Source organism: Sphingobacterium ginsenosidimutans, assembly GCF_039536865.1.
Classification (GTDB): domain Bacteria; phylum Bacteroidota; class Bacteroidia; order Sphingobacteriales; family Sphingobacteriaceae; genus Sphingobacterium; species Sphingobacterium detergens.
In genome coordinates this window covers 687182-709410 of sequence record NZ_BAAAZK010000008.1, presented here as the reverse complement: position 1 = coordinate 709410, position 22229 = coordinate 687182, and the positions used below count along the sequence as shown (strand labels likewise).

Here is a 22229-nt window from a genome sequence, read left to right as displayed (position 1 = left end):
AAAAATTAATGTGCTTCAAGCCAGTTTTTACCTTCTCCGATTTCAACAATCAACGGAACGTTTGTTTTTATAGCATTTGTCATTTTGTCCAGAATAATGGTTTTGAATGCTTCGACCTCTTGTTTCGGAACATCAAACACCAGCTCATCGTGTACTTGCATAATCATTTTCCCTACCAATCCCTGATGCTCGATTTCCTTTTGTATTGCAATCATGGCAATCTTGATTAAATCAGCTGCCGAACCTTGAATAGGGGCATTGATCGCATTTCGTTCAGCAAATCCCCGAACAGTCATGTTTGCTGAATTAATGTCTCTCAAATAACGTCTACGCTTTAAAATTGTTTCAACGTAGCCTTTCTCTTTAGCAGATTCAACGGCGTCGCTCATATACTTCTTTATACCGGTATATTGGTTGAAATATTCGTTGATGATGTCAGCAGCTTCTTTACGCGAGATACCTAGATTTTGAGATAAACCAAAGGCGGATTGACCGTATATAATACCAAAATTTACTGCTTTCGCGTTGCGACGCTGTTCTGATGTAACCTCCTCAAAAGCCATATTATACACTTTGGCAGCGGTGGCACGATGAATATCATGTCCTTGAGTAAAGGCTTCTAACATATTTTGATCTTTGCTCAACTCTGCTATTAAGCGTAATTCGATCTGTGAATAATCGGCGGATAAGATCACATGATCTTCCGAACGCGGGATAAATGCTTTCCGCACTTCCCGACCTCTTTCCGTACGGATCGGAATATTCTGCAGATTAGGATTGGTAGAGCTCAAACGACCTGTTGCGGCGACAGCTTGATTATAGGAAGTATGGATCAGACCGGTTTCTGGATTGATCAATTCAGGTAATGAATCTACGTAAGTTGACTTTAATTTCTGTAACTGCCTAAAATTCAAGATGTCCTGGACAATATCTGATTTGTGCGCCAGCGCCAATAAAACATCTTCACCGGTTTTGTACTGCCCTGTTTTTGTTTTCTTTGCTTTCGGATCCAGTTGGAGCTTGTCGAATAAGACTTCGCCTAACTGTTTTGGCGAGGCAATATTAAAGTTCACTCCAGCTTTTTCAAATATGGCATTCTCTAGATCCTTGATGTCCTGTTCCAATGTTTTGGAAAATTCGCCAAGAGCGGGGACATCCACTTTTACGCCATTGCGTTCTATTTCAGCAAGTACATACACAAGTGGAAATTCGACCTCCTGGGCCAATTGTAATGTATCCGTTTCTACCAAAAGGGGGTGGAATATATTTTTTAGCTGTAATGTAATATCAGCATCTTCAGCAGCGTATTCTTTGATTTTTTCGAAATCAACATCCCGCATATTTCCTTGTTTTTTCCCTTTTTCTCCAATGAGTTCTGTAATGGAGACTGGCGTGTAATTCAGATAGTTCTCCGCAAGGACATCCATGCCATGTCGCGTATCAGGGTCAATGAGGTAATGCGCTAACATGGTATCGAATAAGGCTCCCTGCACCTTAACACCATATCTTGCCAATAAGAGGATATCGTATTTGATATTTTGACCTATCTTTTCAATTGCTGGATTTTCCAGTACAGACTTAAAGATATCGACGATGCGTTGGGCTTCTTCCCGATTTGCTGGTGTAGGGATATAGTATGCTTTCCCAGTTTCAAACGAAAATGAAAGTCCGACAATATCAGCAAGATTCGCGTCTAACCCTGTTGTTTCTGTGTCGAAACAAAAGCTGCGTTTTGAGTTGAGTTCCTTGGCGAGTTTTTCTTGTTCTTCGGTTGTATCTACCAGTGTGTATTCGTGTGTTGTATTATGAATATTTTTTAGAACAATATTTTCATTTGAAACTTCTATTACTGTACTTGTTGTATTTGCTGTTATCTCTGTAGCAAATAAATCCATCTGTCCATTTACAGGTGAATTCTTTTCAAGTATAGAGAAATCATCTCCAAAAACTCTTTTTCCCAATGTTCTAAATTCCAATTCAGCAAAGAGGGGTTCGAGCATGTCTTTATTTGGATCCTCAAGTTCTAGCGCTTTTTCGTTAAACTCAACGGGCACATCCAACAAAATTGTTGCTAATTTTTTTGAAATTAACCCCTGTTCTGCGAAATTTTCAACGTTTTCGCGCATTTTTCCTTTTAGCTGATCCGCATTGGCAATAATTCCTTCGACTGACCCAAATTCCTGAACAAGTTTTTTTGCGGTTTTCTCACCAATACCTGGAATTCCTGGGATATTATCTACAGCATCACCCCATAATCCTAAGATATCAATAACTTGGTTCACATCTGTGACTTCCCATTTTTCGAGGATTTCTTTGACACCTTGTACTTCAGCCCCATTCCCCATACGGGCTGGTTTGTAAATAAAAATATTGTCTGAGACAAGCTGACCAAAATCTTTATCCGGTGTCATACAATAGACTTGGAAGTTTTCTTGTTCTGCTTTTTTCGCTAATGTTCCGATGATATCATCCGCTTCATAACCGTCCATTGTGATAATGGGGATATTGAATCCCTCAATCAGGCGGTAGATATAAGGAATAGAAGCTGAAAGGTCTTCGGGCATTTTTTCACGATGCGCTTTATAGGCTTCAAATTCAATATGGCGTGCTGTAGGAGCCGCCGTGTCGAACACTACTGCTATATGAGAAGGTTGCTGATTTTTCAATACCTCCAACAGTGTATTGGTAAAACCCATGATCGCCCCAGTATTCAACCCTGTCGAGGTGATGCGTGGGGTCTTGCTCAAAGCAAAATATGCTCTATATATAAGAGCCATGCCATCTAAAAGAAATAGTTTTTTCACAAAATTGAATTTTAGTCTCCTTACAAAGGTAAGAAATTCATCAAACCGTAAGTTTAATAAATTTTTCCGATTTTTGTGCTATGACACATTTAATGCAACAGGTTCTATGAGAGGATTGGTAACAAAGTCCACAGGTAGTTGGTATCAGGTTTTGGGCGAAGATGGCAAGAGATATGATTGCCGGATCAAAGGGAAATTTCGTACCAAAGGAATTAAAACGACCAATCCGGTGGCTGTAGGAGACTGGGTGCATTTTGATGTGGAGCCAGATCTTGAAAGTGCTGTTATTCGAGAACTTGAACCCCGTCGCAACTATATTATCCGAAAATCGGTGAACCTTTCCAAGCAAACGCAGATTATCGGTGCGAATCTAGATCAGGCTTTTTTGGTTGTTACGTTGGCTTCCCCGCCAACATCTTTGGGTTTTATTGACCGCTTTTTGGTAACGACCGAAGCCTATGGGATACCTGCAGTACTTATTTTTAATAAACTTGATCTTTTCAGTGATGAAGGTTTGGAAATATTGGCCGACTATAAGGCGATTTATGAACGAATCGGTTATCCATGCTATGAGATCTCGGCTTTGACGGGAAAGAATATTGATGTTGTCAAGGGGCTACTTCAGAATAAAATTACATTAGTGTCCGGTCACTCAGGTGTTGGTAAGTCCACTTTGATTAATGCTATTGTACCTGAATATGGTTTGAAAACAGGAGAAATTTCGGATTGGTCAGATAAGGGGAAGCACACCACTACGTTTGCAGAGATGTTTGACTTACCTTTTGAGGGTAAACTGATTGATACACCCGGTATTCGCGAGCTGGGAATTGTGGATATTGAAAAACAGGAACTGTCCCATTTTTTTCCTGAGATGCGTGCGTTGATGAACCAATGCCGGTTCAATAACTGTCGGCACATCAATGAGCCCGGCTGTGTGATTATGCAAGCCGTCGAGGAGGGAGAGATTGAATCTTCACGTTATGATAGTTATCTCAGTATATATCACAATGAAGATAGCAGAGCTTAATACAAACAGGGCTTCCATATGGAAGCCCTGTTTGTATTAAGCAAGAGCGTCTTTATTTTATAGCCTGGGTCAGATTTATGTAGTCTCTCAAGTAGGTACATTCCTTTGAAGCCATCTTGAAAAAAGGCGTATCCTTATATTGTGTATTTAATTCTTTAAAGTATTTATTCTGTAGTGAAAAGCGGTAAAACGGATTTTTCAATGGGGAGTCATAATATTGCCAGCGTGTTTCATCCGTATAAACAAAATCTTTCTGTTCACATTTTGCGAGCATGAAGGTACATTTGGCCTTAAACTCTTTGTCGGAGCTTAGTGAACGGGCTTTGTTATACCAATCTTTTGCTGATTTTGTCTGTAAGTAATTCCGTTGCCAGTGAATTGTTGTGGCAGCATGGTTGTCTGAGGATGACCAATCGTACGCCACTAGCGACCAGGCGTTTCCGTAGGTGCTGGTCTGATAAATGCCTGTGGCCATCTGAAAGTAATAGTCGGCTTTTTTCTGATTGTTTTTTTCGCTTTTTATGGCATTCTCCAATCGGGCCATACGCTCAGCATATTTTAATTTAGTTGTATTCTCTTTTCCATATTTCTTTGGATAGTCATTGATGGTGACAATAAATGGACTGGGGATAACATCCGTTTCATCTTCATTGTACGAATTCCTTATTTCCTTTACTTTGTGATCTTTAGGAAGTGCCTGTAATGTTGTAGCTGCTTTTTGAAAATCAAGCTCCCGTAGGTATGCAGTGCCTAGTAATTCTGTCAAATAATCTCTATTAAAATGCTTGATATCTTCCAATAAAAAGCGGGATAATGTATTTTGTTGTGTGTTGTTTGACAGGAGTGCCCTTATTTTTAATAATGTTTTAGGCGTGAGGCTATTTTCCCAAAAATGCATGGTAGACCACTGCATGTTGTCTTCAAGAGAATCTTTGGCGACACCATAATTATAGAAGATGTCGGCTTTAACAGCAGCTAAACTTGCCATCGCCGTATCTTGAGTGTTGAGATAATGTTTGACGACAAGGTTCTGGAGGATATTTCTAGCAATCAAACTGTAATTGCTGTATTCGAAAGCACTATAGCTCCATTCTTTTTTGTTACTTGAATTTTTGCCATCCTGTTTGGCTTTCTGCTCCAGCCACGCTAATGTTTTGACCAGCTTTGGCTGGTCAATCTGTTTACTGGTTTGCCAATCGGCTAATTGCGTAAGCAGCACTGTAATCTGATACTGATCGCCCAACCTAGGATTCAATTCATTTTCCTTTACCTGAGCAAGATATTTTTTTGCTAGATCATTTTCTCTATTCATCCAGCTTAAATAGGCTGCTGTAATCAGGCCAAGCTGTGGCTGAACGTATTTTTTGTCTTGATAGAGGTTTAATGCGAAATCGCGAAGTGAATCCAAATGTTGTTTAACGGTGCTTTTGTCTTCATTCCTAGCATAATAGTTGTAGTTTTCGCCATAACCGATATAAAAAGACTCGTTCATATCGCCTTCTATTTTGTTGACTTCCCTTCCCAGCAGAACCGCATTTACATTATTGGCCGGGTCAAGCTTGTAACAGGCATTCAGATATTTCATGGTACGATCTCCTGTACCGAAACCAATAATGGCATTAATGTTAAAGTTGTCTGCATCCGTGTTGGCGTATTGAAAAATCTCGGTGTCAGAAGCTGTGATATAATGAAAATTAGCGTACGCCAAAACCCGTCTTTCGGGGCTTGCTGTAAATAGCTTGGAGAAAAGATAGGCGGCTTTAGCCCCATCACCATTTTTACGGACAGCACCAGCGTAGTTGGAAAGTGCCCAATTTAAGATAGCTTCGTTCCCTTTTATAGGCTTTAAATACTTTTCATAGACAGCAATACTTTTGGCATATTCCTGGCCGAATAGATATAAACGTGCGGCTTGATAAGCGTAACGCACAAAAAGGAAGCTGTTTTTCTTATGTTTGTTGATCTGTGCTTCGGCGAATTCAGCATATTGCACGATCTCTTTAAAATTCCGTGTATCGGGATCCCAATAACTGTGTTGAACATTTGTAATGGGCTCTTGCTTTTTTGTGAAAACAAAGTAAGCTCGCTCAGATTCATGTTTACCATCAACTAAAGTTTGTAAAAATGTATTTCCTTTGATAGAATCCGGAAGATTGCTCCAGGATGATCTTTTTTGATTACTGACCAAATCAGCGGTAGCTGAGTCGCTGTAGTACATCAATTGTTCGATATCTTTTACATTGACAGCTGACCCGAGGTATTTCGCCCAAGCTTCACTGTTGACGATGCTTTCCTTGACTGGAGCTTCTTCGGTATAAAGAAATTGATAGGGGATGTATTGAAATGCAGAAAATCCATTGTCTTCAAGATTCGGAAGATAGTAAGTTGTTTGGTTGTCATAGGGATCCACTTCGGGCCCGCAAGCGATATTTGTTGCAATCTCTCCAAAAAAGAAAGCAAGCGTGGTGCTAGAAAGCACGAATAATTTCTTGTAACTCGGCATTGCCATGATTTGCTAATGTAGCTTGATCTAAATGATAAAAAATAATCTGATGTTTTTTTCCTTTCAGTTCTCCCCTCAAAAATTTTGCCGTTTGCAAAAGATCATCTTGAGTTACCTGTTCAAATCGGACAACATCTCCTTTTTTGAGGTTTGCTTTTGGAAGGTCGTTAATTAAAATATATAAATTAGTTTTTGGGTTGCGTGTAAATAGGGCTTTATTATTGATATCCTGTTCACTGATATATTTTGAAATACCAATGTAACTATTGTTTCTAAAAACCACAAACCATTGAAATAGAGGGAGTGCAATATCCATTTGCATTGGATAATTGCGTAATGTACCACTTAAATATGTCTTTAGATCATGTTGATTCAGAATGGAGTTTTGGTTTCCAAACTGGCGTAAATTGCCCATATTGTAGCACATTAAAGTCACTTTCTTTACTGGAGGAATACCGCTTGTCACAGTATTCTTAACTTGATGTAATCTTAAGGTTGAGCTGATAATAATATCTTTTAAATCAGGTAATTCTTGAAGGTAATTGAGTAGGTAGAAGAATTTGTCTCGAGAGGATTGTGTCCAGTCACAGTCCAATTGCAATTCGTTGAATTTTTCTTTGCCGGCCTGCTTAATTTTTGCAGAGACAAATGGGACAATCTTATTGGCTAAGGCCCTTATCTGTAGGCTGTCCATTTCTGAAAAAATGCGCTGATTGATAAATACCACTGGTATTAAAGCTTGTTCTTTAGGCACAGGCTGGGAGAAGGTAATGGGGCTAATGGGAACAGCCTGAATACCGGAAGGATCGAAGTCTATATCCATAATTCGAGTATATATGGACTTCGCATCGACTTCTTTTAGCGCACGGTTTTCGACAGTATCAAGTTGAAAGACTGTTTTCCAAAAATAGAAGCCTGTTTCGGGTTTGGAATTTGAACAGGAATTGAATATAAGTAGCCAAAACGGTACAAGAAATAAGAAAAGTCGTATTCGGAGCTGCATATTTGCTTTATTTAGTAGTATTTGAAACAAAAGGGGAATTGATCTTGTTTGCTATTCAATAAATAAAGACTAAATTACAAAGAGATTGTGACTTTATGAAGCCTATTTTTAAGTGGATCATTGGAATTGTTGTGTTTATCCTCCTGGCTCTGACTGGGAGCATTATGTATTTTAGCAATAAATGGAAACCGCTGTTGGATACCAAAATAAAACAGCTGGTTTTGCAAGCTACAGATAGTCTGTATACAGTTCACTATGACGATATTCATGTTAATCTTGCACTTGGAAATCTAACCATAGATAACCTTCATTTAATTCCGGATAGTGTCGTGTATAAAAAATTAGAGCTTATGAAAAAGGCTCCTGATAATCGATATGCAATAATCATTAACAAGCTTAAGATTAAAAGCTTTGGCATCCGTAAGGTATTAATGGATAAAGAGCTTTTCCTACACGATGTCACTGTAGATACGCCAATGATACATATTATCAATGAGGTGCATAGTTATAACGATACTGTAAGCCAGGGGCCTAAGAAACCTTTGTACGAAAAAATAAAAGATAATTTAAAGAAGATTCATGTTGAGGCGGTCAATTTGAATAATATTGATTTTAAATATACGCAGGTACAAAAGGGTGTACATCAGGATTTTGAGATAAAAAAAGTGAAAGTGCGGATTGATGATGTCCTTATTGATTCAACTTCGGAACAAGACAGGCAACGTTTTTATCATACGAAGATGATCGATATCGAAGTGCCTGGCTTTACTTATAAAACTCCGGATGGTTTTTATAAAATCAATTTTGATAAACTTAATATCAATAGTAGAGACAGGAATGTTCTCCTGACCAAGGTCGCTTATCAGCCGACATTAAACAAGGCGGCCTATTATAAGAAGAAAGGGGAAGGAGGAAGTTATATCGTCTTTAAAATGGACACCTTACAACTGGCCGGGTTCAATTTTGGGCAACTTTCCAGAGATAAAAAGGTTTATGCACAAAAAGCATTCTTAAAAAATGGACAACTTTCCATCTATAGCGATAAGCACTATAAGAGTCCTGCTACCCGTCAGATTGGAAATGCACCGCACATGAAATTGATGCAAATGTCAACTAGAATGGGAATTGATTCGCTGATTCTGGATAATATTGGTATTTCCTATTCTGAGATGAGTGATCAATATAGCCAAATTGGAACTATTACTTTTGATCATACCTATGGTACCATTTTGAATGTGACAAATGATTCGACAAAGCTGTTGAAGCAGAAGCTTATGCGTGCTAATCTGAGCACCAATTTTATGAATTCAGGAAAGCTATTGACCAATTTTGTCTTTGATATGACCTCCAAGGTTGGAGCATATACATATAAAGGTAGTCTTGGGGAGATGGATTTAACCGCTGTCAATAAAATGATTCGACCATTGCTGAATGTTGAGGTTAAATCTGGTCATCTAAAACAAATCGTATTTGATGTCTGGGCTAATGACTACAGGAGTAAAGGGACTTTTAAAATGGATTATAACGATTTGAAAGTCAACATACTCTCTGAAACAGGTGAAGACGGACGTCGAGAAAAGAAGGGCTTCCTTTCATTTATGGTCAATCAGGTTTTATTTAATCCTGGGAACCCAGACCTTTATGGTAAATATACTGTTGGGCATATTAACAAACATCGTGATCCCTCCCATCCTTTCTTTAAGGCGATGTGGCAAAGTTTGCTGATGGGAATTAAACAATGTGTCGGTTTAGGGCCAGAGCGGGAGGCGAAATTGATGAACACAGCGGATCGTGTTGAGAAGGTCGTGAGTGGTGTGGAGAAAGCGAAGAAATTATTTTCAGGGATATTTAAAAAGCATAAAACCGCTGAAGAGTTGCTAAAAGAGGAGAAGGAGGAAGAAGCAAAAGCGGCGGCCAAAATAGAGGAAAAGCGAAAGCGGGATCGAGAGAAGGCTGAAAAGGAATTAGAGAAAGAAAAGCCTGGAGATTAAGAAGAGGAGATGTAGTGAAAGACGCTGGTAGATTCCGTTTCACGTGAAAATAAAGTGCTTTTAGGGGATAAGATGTTGGTAGATTTTTGAATAAAGGCAAATTTATCTTAGTTTGCGTTTTATAATGGTAGATTCTATATTAAGTTTTGTTCGATTTGTTTTCAAATATAAAAACGGTCTTGTAGATAAGATCATGTTCTATGTGAGCATGATTTGTGCTGCAATAGTTATTTTCAATGTTGGTTATGTAACAGATCCAACGTTGGGGACTCTGCTCGGTAAAACCATTCACTACCTATTTTTTGTGCTTTTCTTTATGATTGCATTGCGGGAATCTTCATCCATCTATGCACTGAAGAAAATTGCTGTTGAACATTATTCAGGCTTGTTTATCCTGATTTATTTTATTTTTATTTTGATTGCTCGTTTCGCCAGGATTGATGCACTATCGGTCTTTTCACGCGAACAGTGGATTTATTTAGGGATCTATATTATTTTTATTGCGGAATTATCGAAAAGCACACTTTTTTTCGATAATTTTTATTTTAATCCTACCATCCTATTTGTTATTAGCTTTCTTGTGCTTATCCTAATAGGGACAGTCCTATTGATGCTTCCGCGAACAACGATTGAAGCTCCGCTCAGTTTTGTCGATGCCTTATTTATGGCCACTAGTGCTGTTTGTATAACGGGATTGTCCGTAGCAGATATTTCCACCAACTTTAGCATGTTTGGTCAGACAGTTATTATTGTATTGATACAGGTTGGAGGATTGGGAATTATGACGTTTACAGGATTTTTTGGTTATTTTTTTTCTGGTGGATTTTCATTCAAAAACCAACTGATGTTTGGTGAGATATTGGGTGAAAATAAAGTGGCATCAGTCATTAAGACATTGTTGACCATGATATTTATAACACTGTTGTTTGAATTTCTTGGTGCGTTATTAATTTTCAGTACCTTGGAAAGGGTTAACTTCCCGAATATGGGTAGTATGATTTTCTTTTCAATTTTTCATTCCATTTCTTCTTTCTGTAATGCCGGATTTTCTATTTTGTCTGGGGGAATTACCAATGATGCGTATAAGTTCAACTATCCATTTCAATTGGCTCTTTCCTCGTTGTTTATTCTTGGAGGATTAGGTTTTGGAATCGTGCTCAACTTTTATACCTATATAAAGGAATCGATATTCCTGTGGTACCACCGTTTGATCACGAAGAAAAAATACAAACATAAAGCCTGGAGTTTTAGCTTCAACTCCAAGTTAGTTCTACTCTGTAATGCGATTATTATTGTTGTGGCAACACTATTCTTTTACTTTTTAGAACGGAAGAATACGCTTTCCTTAGAAAAGGGCTTAGATGGCGAATGGGCTACGTCTTTTTTTATGGCAAATGCCGCTCGTTCCGCTGGTTACAATAGTATTGATTTGAGTTTTGTCGGAGCTCCTACTATTTTTCTGATCATGTTACTGATGTGGATAGGAGCCTCTCCGGGGTCTACTGGGGGTGGAGTTAAAGTGACAACAGTAGCGCTTTCTTTTATAAATATTATTTCTTTAGCAAAGGGTAAGGAATATATTGAAATTTTTAAACGAAGAATAGCAGGCGAATCCGTCAATAAGGCTTTTGCAATCATTTTATTATCGTTTATAGTCGTTGGGCTCAGTTTTTTTGTCCTTATATTTACTGATCCAGATAAAAGTATGAAAGATTTGTTGTTTGAGTCGTTATCGGCATATACGACCTGTGGCTTGAGTTTGGGTATTACACCTTCTTTAAGTATGGGAGGAAAACTGATCATTGTGGTGACCATGCTTGTCGGTCGTGTAGGTATGTTAACATTATTGGTTGCCTTTATCAAAAATACGACACGTCGGAATATCATATTTCCAGAAGAAAAGATTCTGTTTTAAAAGCATTTTTTTGAAGCATAAATTTGGAGCTGAGGAGAAGAGGTTGATTTAATAGTCTGGGATGTGATTGTGCTTGTAAATACAATAAATTTATCTTAGTTTGAGTTATGAAGTATATTGTTTTAGGATTAGGGCATTTTGGGCGTTCATTGGGTGTTCATCTTACTGAACTCGGTCATGAAGTGATTGGAGCAGATAAAAGTTTAAATATAGTGGAGCAGCTCAAAGATAAGATCACACATACCGTATGTTTGGATACAACAGATCGGGAGGCTGTATCTTCATTGCCTTTGAAAGATGCGCATGCTGTCATTGTCGCTATTGGGGAAGATGAGGGAGCATCTCTTATGACTGTAGCGCTCCTAAAACAATTAAAAGTCAAGCGTATAATCGGCCGTATTGTATCCGATTTGCAGAAAACAGTTCTGGAAGCGATGGAGATCAATGAGTATATTATGCCAGAAGAAGAGGCTGCAGAGCGTTTGGCGATGCGGTTGGACAATATCGATATTGTTGATTCCTTTAAGGTTTCAGATCGGTATTCTATTGTTGAAACAAAGGTTCCACAACGTTATGTTGGCATGACGCTACGTGAGGCTAATCTGACGAATCTTTATAAAATTATTGTACTGACGACAGTAAAAATTACAGAAACGAAAAAAGACGGAATCACCAAAGAACAAAAGGAAGCATCTGGTATTGCCACTTCTGAAACAGTCATGGCGGAAGGGGATATCTTAGTTGTTTTTGGTGAATTATCCAACATCAATAAGTTAATTCAAAAAGGAGAATAAAATTATGTTATTAACAACAACAAGTGTTATCGAGGGACACCAAATCGAGCGTTATTTGGGGATTGTTTCTTCAGAGGTTGTTTTGGGAGCAAATGCCATTAAGGATATGATGGCTGGATTTAGAGATTTTTTTGGCGGTCGATCCAATTCCTATGAGCGGGCGTTTCAGGAGACTCGTGAGGCTGCATTGCGTGAACTAGAAGATCGCGCGAAAGCATTGGGAGCTGACGCGGTCGTTGGCGTACGATTGGATTTCCAAACTGTTGGAACAGGGGGAATGATGATGGTAGGCGCCACGGGGACAGCCGTTAAAATGAAATAAACTCAAGATAGCCCTAATATAATTAGGGCATTTTTTTTATAAAAAGGCAGGAGCGAATCCATCGTTATTCAATTTCCATGCGTTTTTAGGCTAGACTGTCTTTGATAAATCATAGCAATTTGAGGTTTATTTTCTTTTCATCATCTCAGAGAACTGTATTTAATAGATTGCGCGTAATTATAATTGTATATAAAAACAAATTTATCTAAGTTTGGCTTTTAAGACTTTTAAACAACCTAAGAGGATAAATGAAAAATTGGTTTAAGGCGAATTCAGCACATTTGATCGTTATTGCGGTATTTATTGCGCTCGTATTTTTTTATTTCACACCCGTTTGGCAGGGAAAGACACTTGCCCAATCAGATGTAGTACAGGCGCAAGCTGGACAAAAAGAATTATTTGATTATAAAGCCAAAGATGGAAAGGCGCCTTTATGGACGAATTCTATGTTTGGAGGAATGCCTACCTATCAAATCTGGCAGGCAAATGAAAATAATATTGGTACCTACTTGTTGAAAGCGGTGAAGTTTGCCTTTCCAAGTCCGATGGACACGGTGTTGTTTTATCTATTGGGGGCCTACTTTCTTTTTAGCGTATTACGCATCAAACCCTGGCTTGCTGCGGTGGGCGCAGTTGCAATAGCCTTTACTTCCTACAACTTTATTTATATTGAAGCTGGACATATTACCAGGGCAAATGCAATCGCCTTTATACCGCCTGTTATTGCAGCGGTGATTATGTGTTATCGCGGGAGTAAGTTATGGGGACCAGTACTGTTGGCGTTATTTCTTTCCTTGGAAATACGTGTCAATCACTTACAGACGACTTATTACTTGTTAATGGCGCTGATGGTCTACGTTATTTTTGCCTTAGTAGATGCAATCAAACAAAAACAAATAAAGGAGTTCTCTATTGCCTCCGGCAGACAGGTGATTGCGGTTATCATTGCTTTAATGGTCAACGCTTCCATTTTATTGCCTACTTGGGAGTACAGTAAGCTAAGTACACGTGGCCATGCGAATATTACGAAGGTTGACAATAATAATGCAAAAGCAAAAGGACTTGATAAAGAATATGCTTATGAATGGAGCCAAGGTGTTGGCGAGACCATGACTTTTATGATTCCTAATGCTTATGGCGGAGCTAGTGGTGGTCAATTGGACGAAAAATCACATGTTGCCAAATTTTTTACGGACAAGGGGATGTCAACTGTGCAAGCTGGACAGATAGCGCAAAGTATGCCAACATATTGGGGTGACAAACGTTTTACTTCGGGGCCTTGGTATTTTGGAGCTGGTGTTTTCTTCCTGTTCATATTGGGCCTTGTCATTGTTAAAGACCGTTTCAAATGGTGGATATTAACGACCACGGTATTAGCATTACTTTTGTCATTTGGAAAGAATTTTACATTGGTCTCTGATTTATTCTTTGATTATTTCCCGATGTACAACAAGTTTAGGGCTGTTGAATCCATCTTGGTTCTTGTTTCAATCACGGTACCATTGATGGCCATTATGACAGTGAATGAACTGCTGACACGAGCCAAAGAAATTCCAAATCTGGATAAGAAAGTACTATATACTTTTGCAGGTGTGGGGGGTGTTTGTCTGCTGATTGGTTTGATGCCGGATTTGTTCTTGAACTTCAGAAATGCAGGTCATAATAATTTAATAGAGTACTATGCTCAACCCCAGCAAATTGGCGATAAATCTATAGCAACAGAGTTGGTGAATCAATTGGTTTTGGATCGTAAGGATATCGCGAGTAAAGATGCTTACCGTTCCTTTGTGATTATTTTGCTTACATTCGGACTTATTTGGTTTTACCTTAAGAAAAAGCTTAATGAAGGCGTTTTATTGGGGACCTTGCTTATCTTATTCTTATTCGATTTGTGGAGCGTAGATAAACGCTTTTTGAATGATAAGTCGTTTATGGAGAAAGGCGCGACTGCCCAGCAGGTATTTCAGCAACGCGAAGTTGATCAATTAATTTTGATGGATAAGGATCCAAGTTATCGCGTCCTTGACTTGACGACTGATCCATTCTCTGATGCCCGCCCTTCGTATTTCCATAAATCGTTAGGAGGCTATCATGCTGCTAAATTAATGCGTTTTCAGGAGATTTTAGAGAACCAATTCAATGGGGCGCTTAATGAAGACGTGCTGGATATGTTCAATGTGCGTTATTTGATCACAACAGATCCTCAGAATCAATCGCAGCGTATTGTGCGACGGAGCACTGCGGCTGGAAATGCTTGGTTTGTAGACAAGGTGACTTTTGTAAAAGGAAATGCGGAGGAAATGCAAGCGATCAGCTCTTTTGATCCACGTAAAGAAGCTTTTGTGAATCAGCAATACCAGAATGAAATCAAAGCAAAAACTTCGAGCGCGGCTACAACAGGGGAAATTAAACTGACATCGTATCATCCTGATAAAATGCAGTATGAATATACGGCTACCAATGACGCATTTGCGGTATTCTCTGAAGTGTTTTATGATAAAGGATGGAAGGCTTATGTCGATGGAAAGGAAATACCAATTATCCGTGCAGATTATTTGTTGAGAGCCTTACAGTTGCCATCAGGAACACATAAAGTCGAATTTGTCTTTGATCCAGAATCACATAAGATGGGTAATCTTTTGACTTTAATATCATCGATTATCCTCGGATTAGGAATAGCTGCTGCAGCATACTTCTCACTACGGGAGACAAAAAAAGAAACAGCCGCATAGGAAGCTGTTTCTTTTTCAAAAGTTGAAGCTTTAGAATAATTTGAGCTGTGGGTCAGTTATTCTAAAGCTTTTTCTATGATGTGGTGTCGAACCATATTCGAGCACTGCAGTCCGATGCTTTATGGTCGGATAGCCTTTGTTATTAAGCCAATCATAAGCGGGATAATCCGAAGCAATATTGTCCATGTATTCGTCGCGGTAGGTTTTGGCCAAGATGGAGGCTGCTGCAATAGAAAGATATTTTCCATCGCCCTTTACGATGCACGCATGGGGTGTTTCTTGGTAAGGAATAAATCTGTTCCCGTCCACAATAATATATTCCGCTTTTATCTGTAGCATATCTAAAGCTTTGTGCATGGCAAGATAACTGGCATTGTGAATATTGATGCGGTCAATTTCTTCCGCTGAAACACTCGCTACAGCATAGGCCAGTGCTTCCCGTTCAATAATCGGACGCAATGCCATCCGTTTTTTTTCGCTTAATTTTTTCGAATCGTTGAGCAACTCATGATGATAATCAGCTGGGAAAATTACTGCTGCAGCGAAGACTGGGCCTGCCAAACAGCCTCTGCCAGCCTCGTCACATCCAGCTTCAACCTGTTGATCTTGATAATATGATAATAGCATCTTTCTAGTTCTGTAAATGAACGAAAGTACAAATAAATTTAGAGTTATGCATTGTAACTTCTGTGTGAATAATGCCCTTTTACATTAATTAACACTAATAATATCTTCTTTTGTAAAGATTTAGAATGCGCTGTTGTGAATAGAAATGAAGAGGGCTTGGTTAAACTTAAACTGGGGCATTCGGTCAAATAATTTGTCAACTATAGAAATATAAAAATAGATGTTATGAGAGGCTTTATGCTTTTTTTGTTGAGTATGTTAACTGGATGGACTGTATATGGCCAGACGAGAAGCGTACAAGGAATGTTGAAAGACGACAAGAACCGAGTTGTCGCTGGAGCAACAGTTAAGTTGACTTCAAAATTGGATTCTATGGTAGCAGGTTCAAATATGGCCGGTATTTTTATCTTTGATAAGATCAAGGCGGATACGTTTAAGATTACCGTTTCTAATTTAGGATTTGAACGTTTTGAAAAGGAGTTTGATTTTCCTAAGGGAGAGGTAAAATACATTATCCCAAGTTTGACCTTGCAGCAGAATTCGCAGATGCTTGAGGAGGTTGTTGTGGATGGGGTGCCTACCGTTGTTGTGAAAAGTGATACGCTGGAGTACACGATGAAGGATCTGAAGTTGCGCGAGGGATCCGTTGCGGAAGACGCATTAAAAAAATTGCAGGGCGTGGAGGTAGATAAAGATGGGAATGTTACCGCACAGGGCGAATCGGTGAAGCGTGTTCGTATCAATGGAAAGGACTTCTTCGGTGGCGATGTAAAAACGGCTACGCAAAATCTTCCCGCAAATATTATCCAGAAAATGCAGATCATCGATGATTATGGTGATATGGCCAATATTACAGGGAACAAGAACGGCGATTCCGAAAAAGTACTAAACATTCAGATCGATCCCAAATATAACCAAGGTCATATGACAACGCTCCGTGCCGGTTATGGTACAGAGGATCGTTATCAGGCAACAGGAATGTGGATGGGGATGCGCGAAGGAGAGCAGATTTCTGTACTAGGAAACTTAAACAATACCAATGCACCCTTGTTTGATTTCAACACAACAGGTGGTGGTGCTCGACGGGGTCAAGGTGGCGGTGGACGCCGTGGTGGTGGTATGTTTGGTGGTTCAGATGGCCTGACTAAGATAGGTTCCATTGGCCTTAATTTTCGCAAAGATTTTTCTGATAAGCTGACTGCTTATGGTAGCTATAGCTATAGCCACAGCAATAATACAACATTGTCACAGCGATTTCAGGAAAATACGCTTCCCAATATCATGCAAACAGATAGTGTTACTTCTAATAGCAATACGATTGGTGGTAGTCATCGCTTCGAGGCAAATGTGGAGTGGAAGCCCTCAGCCAATGACTATATTAAAATCTCACCACAGTTTGGTTATGATAAAAGTGATGTAACAACATTTTCTGAATCAACTACCTATCGCAATAACGCATTTAACAATTCACAAAAACAGGATATTATCGCTAATTCGACGGCTCCTCGATTTGGTGTCAGCGGATTATACAATCGTAAACTGAATGATAAAGGAAGAAATGTTTTTGTAAATATGAACTTCAATAACGCAAAAACAGAAAAAGATCAAAACGCAATCTTGGATAGGTTATTGGCAGATCCCAATAATGCAGATGCTCCTTTAAGTTCGATTTATGAGAAAACGATTTTAGAGGCCAGCAATAAAAGCTGGAACGCAGGGGCTTCATTGAACTATACAGAGCCACTTTCAGAAAAAGGAAGATTAGAGTTTACCTATGATTTCAACAAGAATAAATATGATAATTCCAATAGACAGGAAGGTCGTAATATGGCTGGGGAGCTAATTGCTGATGATCCTAAATTGAATTTTGACTATAATTATGATTATTCTTTCTCAACACATAAAGTAGGTGCGAATTATTTATACAATGGCGATAAAATCACCTATTCCATTGGGGCAGCTGCACAACCGTCTCAATTGCGGGGGGATGCAATCAGTTCGGGATTAATTGTTCCAATACATCGCAACAATATGAATTGGATGCCAATTGCGCGATTTGAGTATAAGTTCTCTCGTCAATCCAATATTTCTGTGAACTATTCCGGCACGCCAAATGAACCGTCAGTTACCCAGATTCTACCCTTTGATATGAGTACAAATCGTACGAGTATAGTAATCGGTAATGCAAATCTAAATCCCGAGTTTAGCCACCAATTGAATATGCGTTTTCGCAAAAATGATTTTCAGAAAGGGAATAACTTCTTCGCTTTTGTCAATGCTGGCCTGACAAATAATAAAATTGTGAGCCTTAGCAAGAGTTATTTTGATGATTTAATAGATTATCAGACGGGACAAACAAATTCCACCTTAATTTCCGAAACACGGTATTTGAATGAAACTAATGACAAACCATTTAATGTTAGTTCTTTTTATCACTATGGGAAATCACTGAAAGAAAAAACCTACAATATTATGTTGATGGGAGGAGTTTCTTATAACAAAAACATAGGTTATATTTCTACGGAGAAGGATGATAATATTGGTCAAAAAAATATTGCCCGCAATATTGTATTTAATCAGGGTTTGATGTTTCGGTATAATCCTTCCGAAAATCTAGAAATAAATCCTGGTGTTCGTTATCAATACAATCATACGGAAAATTCATTGACAAATCGAACAACCAATGTTTCTTCTTGGACACCGACTTTGATTGGTTCAATAAATATTACACCGACAACAATTTTTGGGGCAGATCTATCAAAACAGTTTAATAGTGGTTATGGTGCGGGAATCAATGCAAATCCATTTGTTATCAATACTTATGTTGAGCAAAAGTTCTTAAAGGAACAACGCGGTACTATACGTCTGCAGGCATTTGATTTGCTGAACGAACAGACCAATGTATCTAGAACAGTGAACGAATCCATGATCATGGATAGTCGCACGAATCGCCTCGGACGTTATTTCATGCTGTTATTCACCTATAAATTCCAGAAGTTTGCAATGGGGACACCACAAGGAGATGACTTTCATGGAGGTATGAGAAGACCCCGTATGTAAGCCGAACAAAAAAGCTAGCTAAAAAACGGTTATAGTGATTTCGCTATGACCGTTTTGCGTTTAAAAATCCCTAGTTTTGCTGAAAATTCACCAAAATGGTTAAGTTTGACCTATGGCATACAATATGTTTGCGCTATTGTTGCAATAACGGGCTGACTGTAAATATAGATGGACGATCTTTTCGCCAATTATCATAAATAAGGAAAGCTTGGCCGGTTTGTGAGGGGGAAATGCATTAGAGAAGTGAGAATAGATCAATTAAAGAAATTTCATAAACTGAATGGAGTACGAAATCATTAGACTTTCAAATGGAATCCGTGTGGTGTTCCAATATCAAAATTTGCCAATAACCCATGTGTGTATGGTTATTAATGCAGGGTCACGGGACGAATCCGAGGGTAAGTTTGGTGTAGCTCATTTTATTGAACATCTTTTATTTAAACGAACCGAGAAACGTTCAACGCAACAGATTATTGATTATTTGGAGTCTGTCGGAGGAGATCTGAACGCTTATACAACAAAAGAATATACTTGTGTTCATGCATCTATACTACAGCCTTATCTCAATAGAGCGCTGGATCTATTTGAGGATATTTTCTTTCATTCTACTTTTCCTGAGGTGGAGATGGACAAGGAAAAATCGGTTATTGTCGATGAAATGGCATCTTATCTGGATAGTCCGGAAGAATCTATCGTCGATGATTTTGAAGATCTTGTATTTCGAGGATCGGGTTTGGGACATAACATCCTGGGGCTTGAAGATCAACTTCTAGCATTACAAAAGAATGATATTACAGATTTTATGAAATCTAATTACGATACTCATGAAATGGTTATCGGTATTACTGGTAATTACAGGCTTAAAGAGGTCGAAAAGTTATTGCATAAAGTCTTTGGAGGAATAACGCAAAATACTATTTCGCGTACGAGAAATGATGTTAGTCCAATTATAGAACAGCATATTGAAATTCCCAAACCAATTAATCAAGTGCACTATATGCTGGGCTCATTGGCCTATGACTATCGTGACGAACGCAAAACAGGATTGTTACTTCTGAATAATATGTTGGGAGGAATGGGGATGGGATCTATCCTTAATCTCTCCATTCGGGAAAAATATGGAATTGCCTACACCATCGAATCTAATTACACGATCTTTTCGGATACAGGGTTATTTAGTATTTATCTTGGAACCGATGAAGAAAAGGTTGAAAAAGCAAAAAAGTTGGTGTTTAAAGAGCTATTTAAAATGTGCGATCAATCCCTATCCGATGTTAAACTGAAGAAAGCAAAACAGAAGTTTATCGGTCAAATTGCTTTAACAGAAGAAAATCGGATGAGTATGATTATTTCGGCGGCTAAAAATGTGATGGATTATAATCGTGTTATATTATTGGATGAAGTGATCGAAAAAATCCAGCATTTAGATAACACTAGTCTTTTAGCCATTGCCCAGGATGTCTTTGATCCCAGGAAGATGCTGTCATTGAGTTTTGTTCCCGAAGATTAATATTTGATAGAATTCTATATATTTGCGGTTGCAGTAATTCTTAAATATGAAACCGAGCTTGCGAGCTCTCATCAGCCATTAAAGAAAAAAATATAACAGATGAAAACAGCATATGTATTTCCCGGTCAAGGAGCCCAATTTGTTGGGATGGGACAAGACCTGTATAACTTAAATGAAGAAACAAAAGCTTTGTTCGAAAAGGCTAATGATATTTTAGGATTTCGTATCACGGATATTATGTTTTCCGGTACGGACGAAGAGTTGAAACAAACCAATGTAACACAACCTGCAATTTTTCTGCATTCTGTTATTTTAGCCAAAGCTTTGGGAGACTCATTTCAGCCAGATATGGTGGCAGGACACTCCTTAGGTGAGTTTTCGGCATTGGTTGCAGCAGGAGCTTTGAGTTTCGAAGATGGATTGAAATTGGTGTCACAACGTGCGAATGCTATGCAAAAAGCATGTGAATTGCAACCTTCAACAATGGCGGCTATTTTGGGTTTAGAAGATGCTGTTGTGGAAGAAATTTGCGCTAAAGTGGATGAAGTGGTTGTAGCTGCAAATTACAATTGTCCAGGACAATTGGTTATTTCAGGATCAATTGAGGGTGTAGATAAAGCTTGTGCCTTATTGACTGAAGCAGGAGCGAAAAGAGCTTTAAAATTAAATGTAGGTGGTGCATTCCACTCGCCATTGATGGAATCTGCAAAAGTAGAATTACAGGCTGCCATTGAAGCGACTGATATTTTATCGCCAAGATGCCCTATTTATCAAAATATTGACGCAAAGCCACAAACGGAACCCGCTATTATTAAGCAAAATCTGATTGCACAGTTGACCGGGGCCGTCCGTTGGACACAGACTGTACAAAATATACTTGCGGACGGTGCTACTGCATTTGTAGAGGTCGGACCGGGAAATGTCTTGCAAGGTTTAGTTAAGAAAGTAGATCGTCAGGTACAAACTTCTGCTGCTTCGGTAACAGCTTAAGAGTTGTCCTAGCTAAAAGGATATCAAGGGCCGATTATTCGGCCCTTTTCTTATACTTAAAATCTCACCGTTTCTTCTTTACAAAACATGAATTGAGGGCGCATAAACTTTGCCTTCTAAGGTGCTTCTTCGGTTGCTAGGGTATAAAAGTCGTAGTACTTCTGGTTAATACCAATTGCTTAATTAAAAGCAAAGTTTATATAGCAAATTATTAAGTCTATTTGTCCTTAAACATGCTGTAATGATCTTTCATAACCTGTAAAACGAAATCATTAGGTGTCATTTTTTCAGGATGTTTAACTTCCATAACCGTTTCGAGACGCTGCACCAAGGCTGTCAGTATTCCTACATCTCTTCTTTCAAATGCTGTTTGATAAACCTCTTTGATCGCGTTCGCATCTTTGTCGCTCAACTTAATGACTTGAGGGAATAAAATAGGATGATTTTCAAATGTCTCTTCATAAATCGTATCACTGAGCTTCAAACTAGGCTTCAAACTAATGACAGATGTTTCTCCGGCGATATCTCCAATGCGTTGACCATTTTTGGATAGGACAATAGCAGTAATCGCAATACCACCCATTGTCATCCATATATCTACTATTGATAATGTCCATCGTGATAGATACTGATAAAAGTCAGCACGAGAGCCATCGAGCTTCACTACTTTTATTTTCATGATCTTTTTACCAATGGTTTGACCGCCAAATGCCGTTTCAGTAATCAAGGTGTAAAAAAATGCAGGTAGCGTCATCCCCATAATAATACCGTAGAAAAGATAAGGGTCTCTACTCGTGATATCTAATGCATCCAACAGAAACATGCAAAAGAAAAAGTAACACACGATAATAAAGTAATCTATTGCAAATGCGATCATCCTCGAACCTAGGCTAGCAAGATTATACTGGATTTTTACATTTTGTGCTGTGTTTATCTCAAGCTTATTCATAT

At 38.6% G+C, this 22229-nt stretch carries 14 protein-coding genes; 9 read left to right on the top strand and 5 right to left on the bottom strand.

Annotated elements, in window-relative coordinates:
- Nucleotides 1-5: 5 nt before the first annotated feature.
- On the bottom strand, nt 6-2804 hold the full coding sequence (polA, locus tag ABFX33_RS23295) for a DNA polymerase I (RefSeq protein WP_346088592.1): 2799 nt from the start codon (nt 2802-2804) through the stop codon (nt 6-8).
- A 106-nt stretch (nt 2805-2910) separates the two neighbouring features.
- On the opposite strand from polA, the gene rsgA reads away from it, so the two are divergent.
- Nucleotides 2911-3831, top strand: a complete 921-nt coding sequence (rsgA, locus tag ABFX33_RS23290; RefSeq protein ID WP_346088590.1) for a ribosome small subunit-dependent GTPase A — start codon at nt 2911-2913, stop codon at nt 3829-3831.
- A gap of 52 nt (nt 3832-3883) precedes the next feature.
- Here the strand turns inward: rsgA and ABFX33_RS23285 are convergent, their stop codons facing one another.
- Together ABFX33_RS23285 and ABFX33_RS23280 are read right to left on the bottom strand one after the other, a co-directional pair.
- Nucleotides 3884-6340 carry a hypothetical protein gene (locus ABFX33_RS23285; RefSeq protein ID WP_346088588.1) on the bottom strand — a complete coding sequence of 819 codons (2457 nt, stop codon included), beginning with the start codon at nt 6338-6340 and terminating at the stop codon, nt 3884-3886.
- Nucleotides 6300-7337, bottom strand: a complete 1038-nt coding sequence (locus ABFX33_RS23280) for a hypothetical protein (RefSeq protein WP_346088587.1) — start codon at nt 7335-7337, stop codon at nt 6300-6302. Before ABFX33_RS23280 ends, ABFX33_RS23285 begins: the two co-directional genes overlap by 41 nt.
- Before the next feature lie 95 nt (nt 7338-7432).
- Here ABFX33_RS23280 and ABFX33_RS23275 point away from each other — a divergent pair, with 95 nt between their 5' ends.
- From ABFX33_RS23275 to ABFX33_RS23255, 5 genes are all read left to right on the top strand, one after another.
- Nucleotides 7433-9328: a hypothetical protein gene (locus ABFX33_RS23275; protein ID WP_346088585.1), complete on the top strand. Its 1896-nt coding sequence runs from the start codon at nt 7433-7435 to the stop codon at nt 9326-9328.
- Nucleotides 9329-9452: 124 nt separating this feature from the next.
- Nucleotides 9453-11243 (top strand): TrkH family potassium uptake protein, encoded by a 1791-nt coding sequence (locus tag ABFX33_RS23270; protein ID WP_346088584.1) that lies wholly within the window; start codon nt 9453-9455, stop codon nt 11241-11243.
- Between the two features lie 107 nt (nt 11244-11350).
- A complete protein-coding gene (locus tag ABFX33_RS23265) occupies nt 11351-12037 on the top strand; it encodes a potassium channel family protein (protein ID WP_259179472.1) in 687 nt (228 codons plus the stop codon).
- 4 nt (nt 12038-12041) lie between these two features.
- On the top strand, nt 12042-12359 hold the full coding sequence (locus ABFX33_RS23260; RefSeq protein WP_346088581.1) for a YbjQ family protein: 318 nt from the start codon (nt 12042-12044) through the stop codon (nt 12357-12359).
- A 248-nt stretch (nt 12360-12607) separates the two neighbouring features.
- The gene (locus ABFX33_RS23255) at nt 12608-15091 is read left to right on the top strand and encodes a YfhO family protein (protein ID WP_346088579.1); all 2484 of its coding nucleotides are present in this window, start codon (nt 12608-12610) and stop codon (nt 15089-15091) included.
- A gap of 30 nt (nt 15092-15121) precedes the next feature.
- On the opposite strand, the gene ABFX33_RS23250 is transcribed toward ABFX33_RS23255, so the two are convergent.
- Nucleotides 15122-15718, bottom strand: coding sequence for a ribonuclease HII (locus tag ABFX33_RS23250; RefSeq protein ID WP_346088577.1), 597 nt, complete (start codon nt 15716-15718; stop codon nt 15122-15124).
- Between the two features lie 225 nt (nt 15719-15943).
- On the opposite strand from ABFX33_RS23250, the gene ABFX33_RS23245 reads away from it, so the two are divergent.
- From ABFX33_RS23245 to fabD, 3 genes are all read left to right on the top strand, one after another.
- Nucleotides 15944-18778, top strand: a complete 2835-nt coding sequence (locus ABFX33_RS23245; RefSeq protein WP_346088575.1) for an outer membrane beta-barrel protein — start codon at nt 15944-15946, stop codon at nt 18776-18778.
- A gap of 280 nt (nt 18779-19058) precedes the next feature.
- Complete coding sequence (locus tag ABFX33_RS23240; protein ID WP_346088574.1) at nt 19059-20288, top strand: M16 family metallopeptidase; 1230 nt, start codon at nt 19059-19061, stop codon at nt 20286-20288.
- 99 nt (nt 20289-20387) lie between these two features.
- Nucleotides 20388-21278 carry an ACP S-malonyltransferase gene (gene fabD, locus ABFX33_RS23235; RefSeq protein WP_257096240.1) on the top strand — a complete coding sequence of 297 codons (891 nt, stop codon included), beginning with the start codon at nt 20388-20390 and terminating at the stop codon, nt 21276-21278.
- Between the two features lie 217 nt (nt 21279-21495).
- Here the strand turns inward: fabD and ABFX33_RS23230 are convergent, their stop codons facing one another.
- Nucleotides 21496-22227, bottom strand: coding sequence for an RDD family protein (locus ABFX33_RS23230; RefSeq protein ID WP_346088572.1), 732 nt, complete (start codon nt 22225-22227; stop codon nt 21496-21498).
- Between the last annotated feature and the right edge of the window lie 2 nt (nt 22228-22229).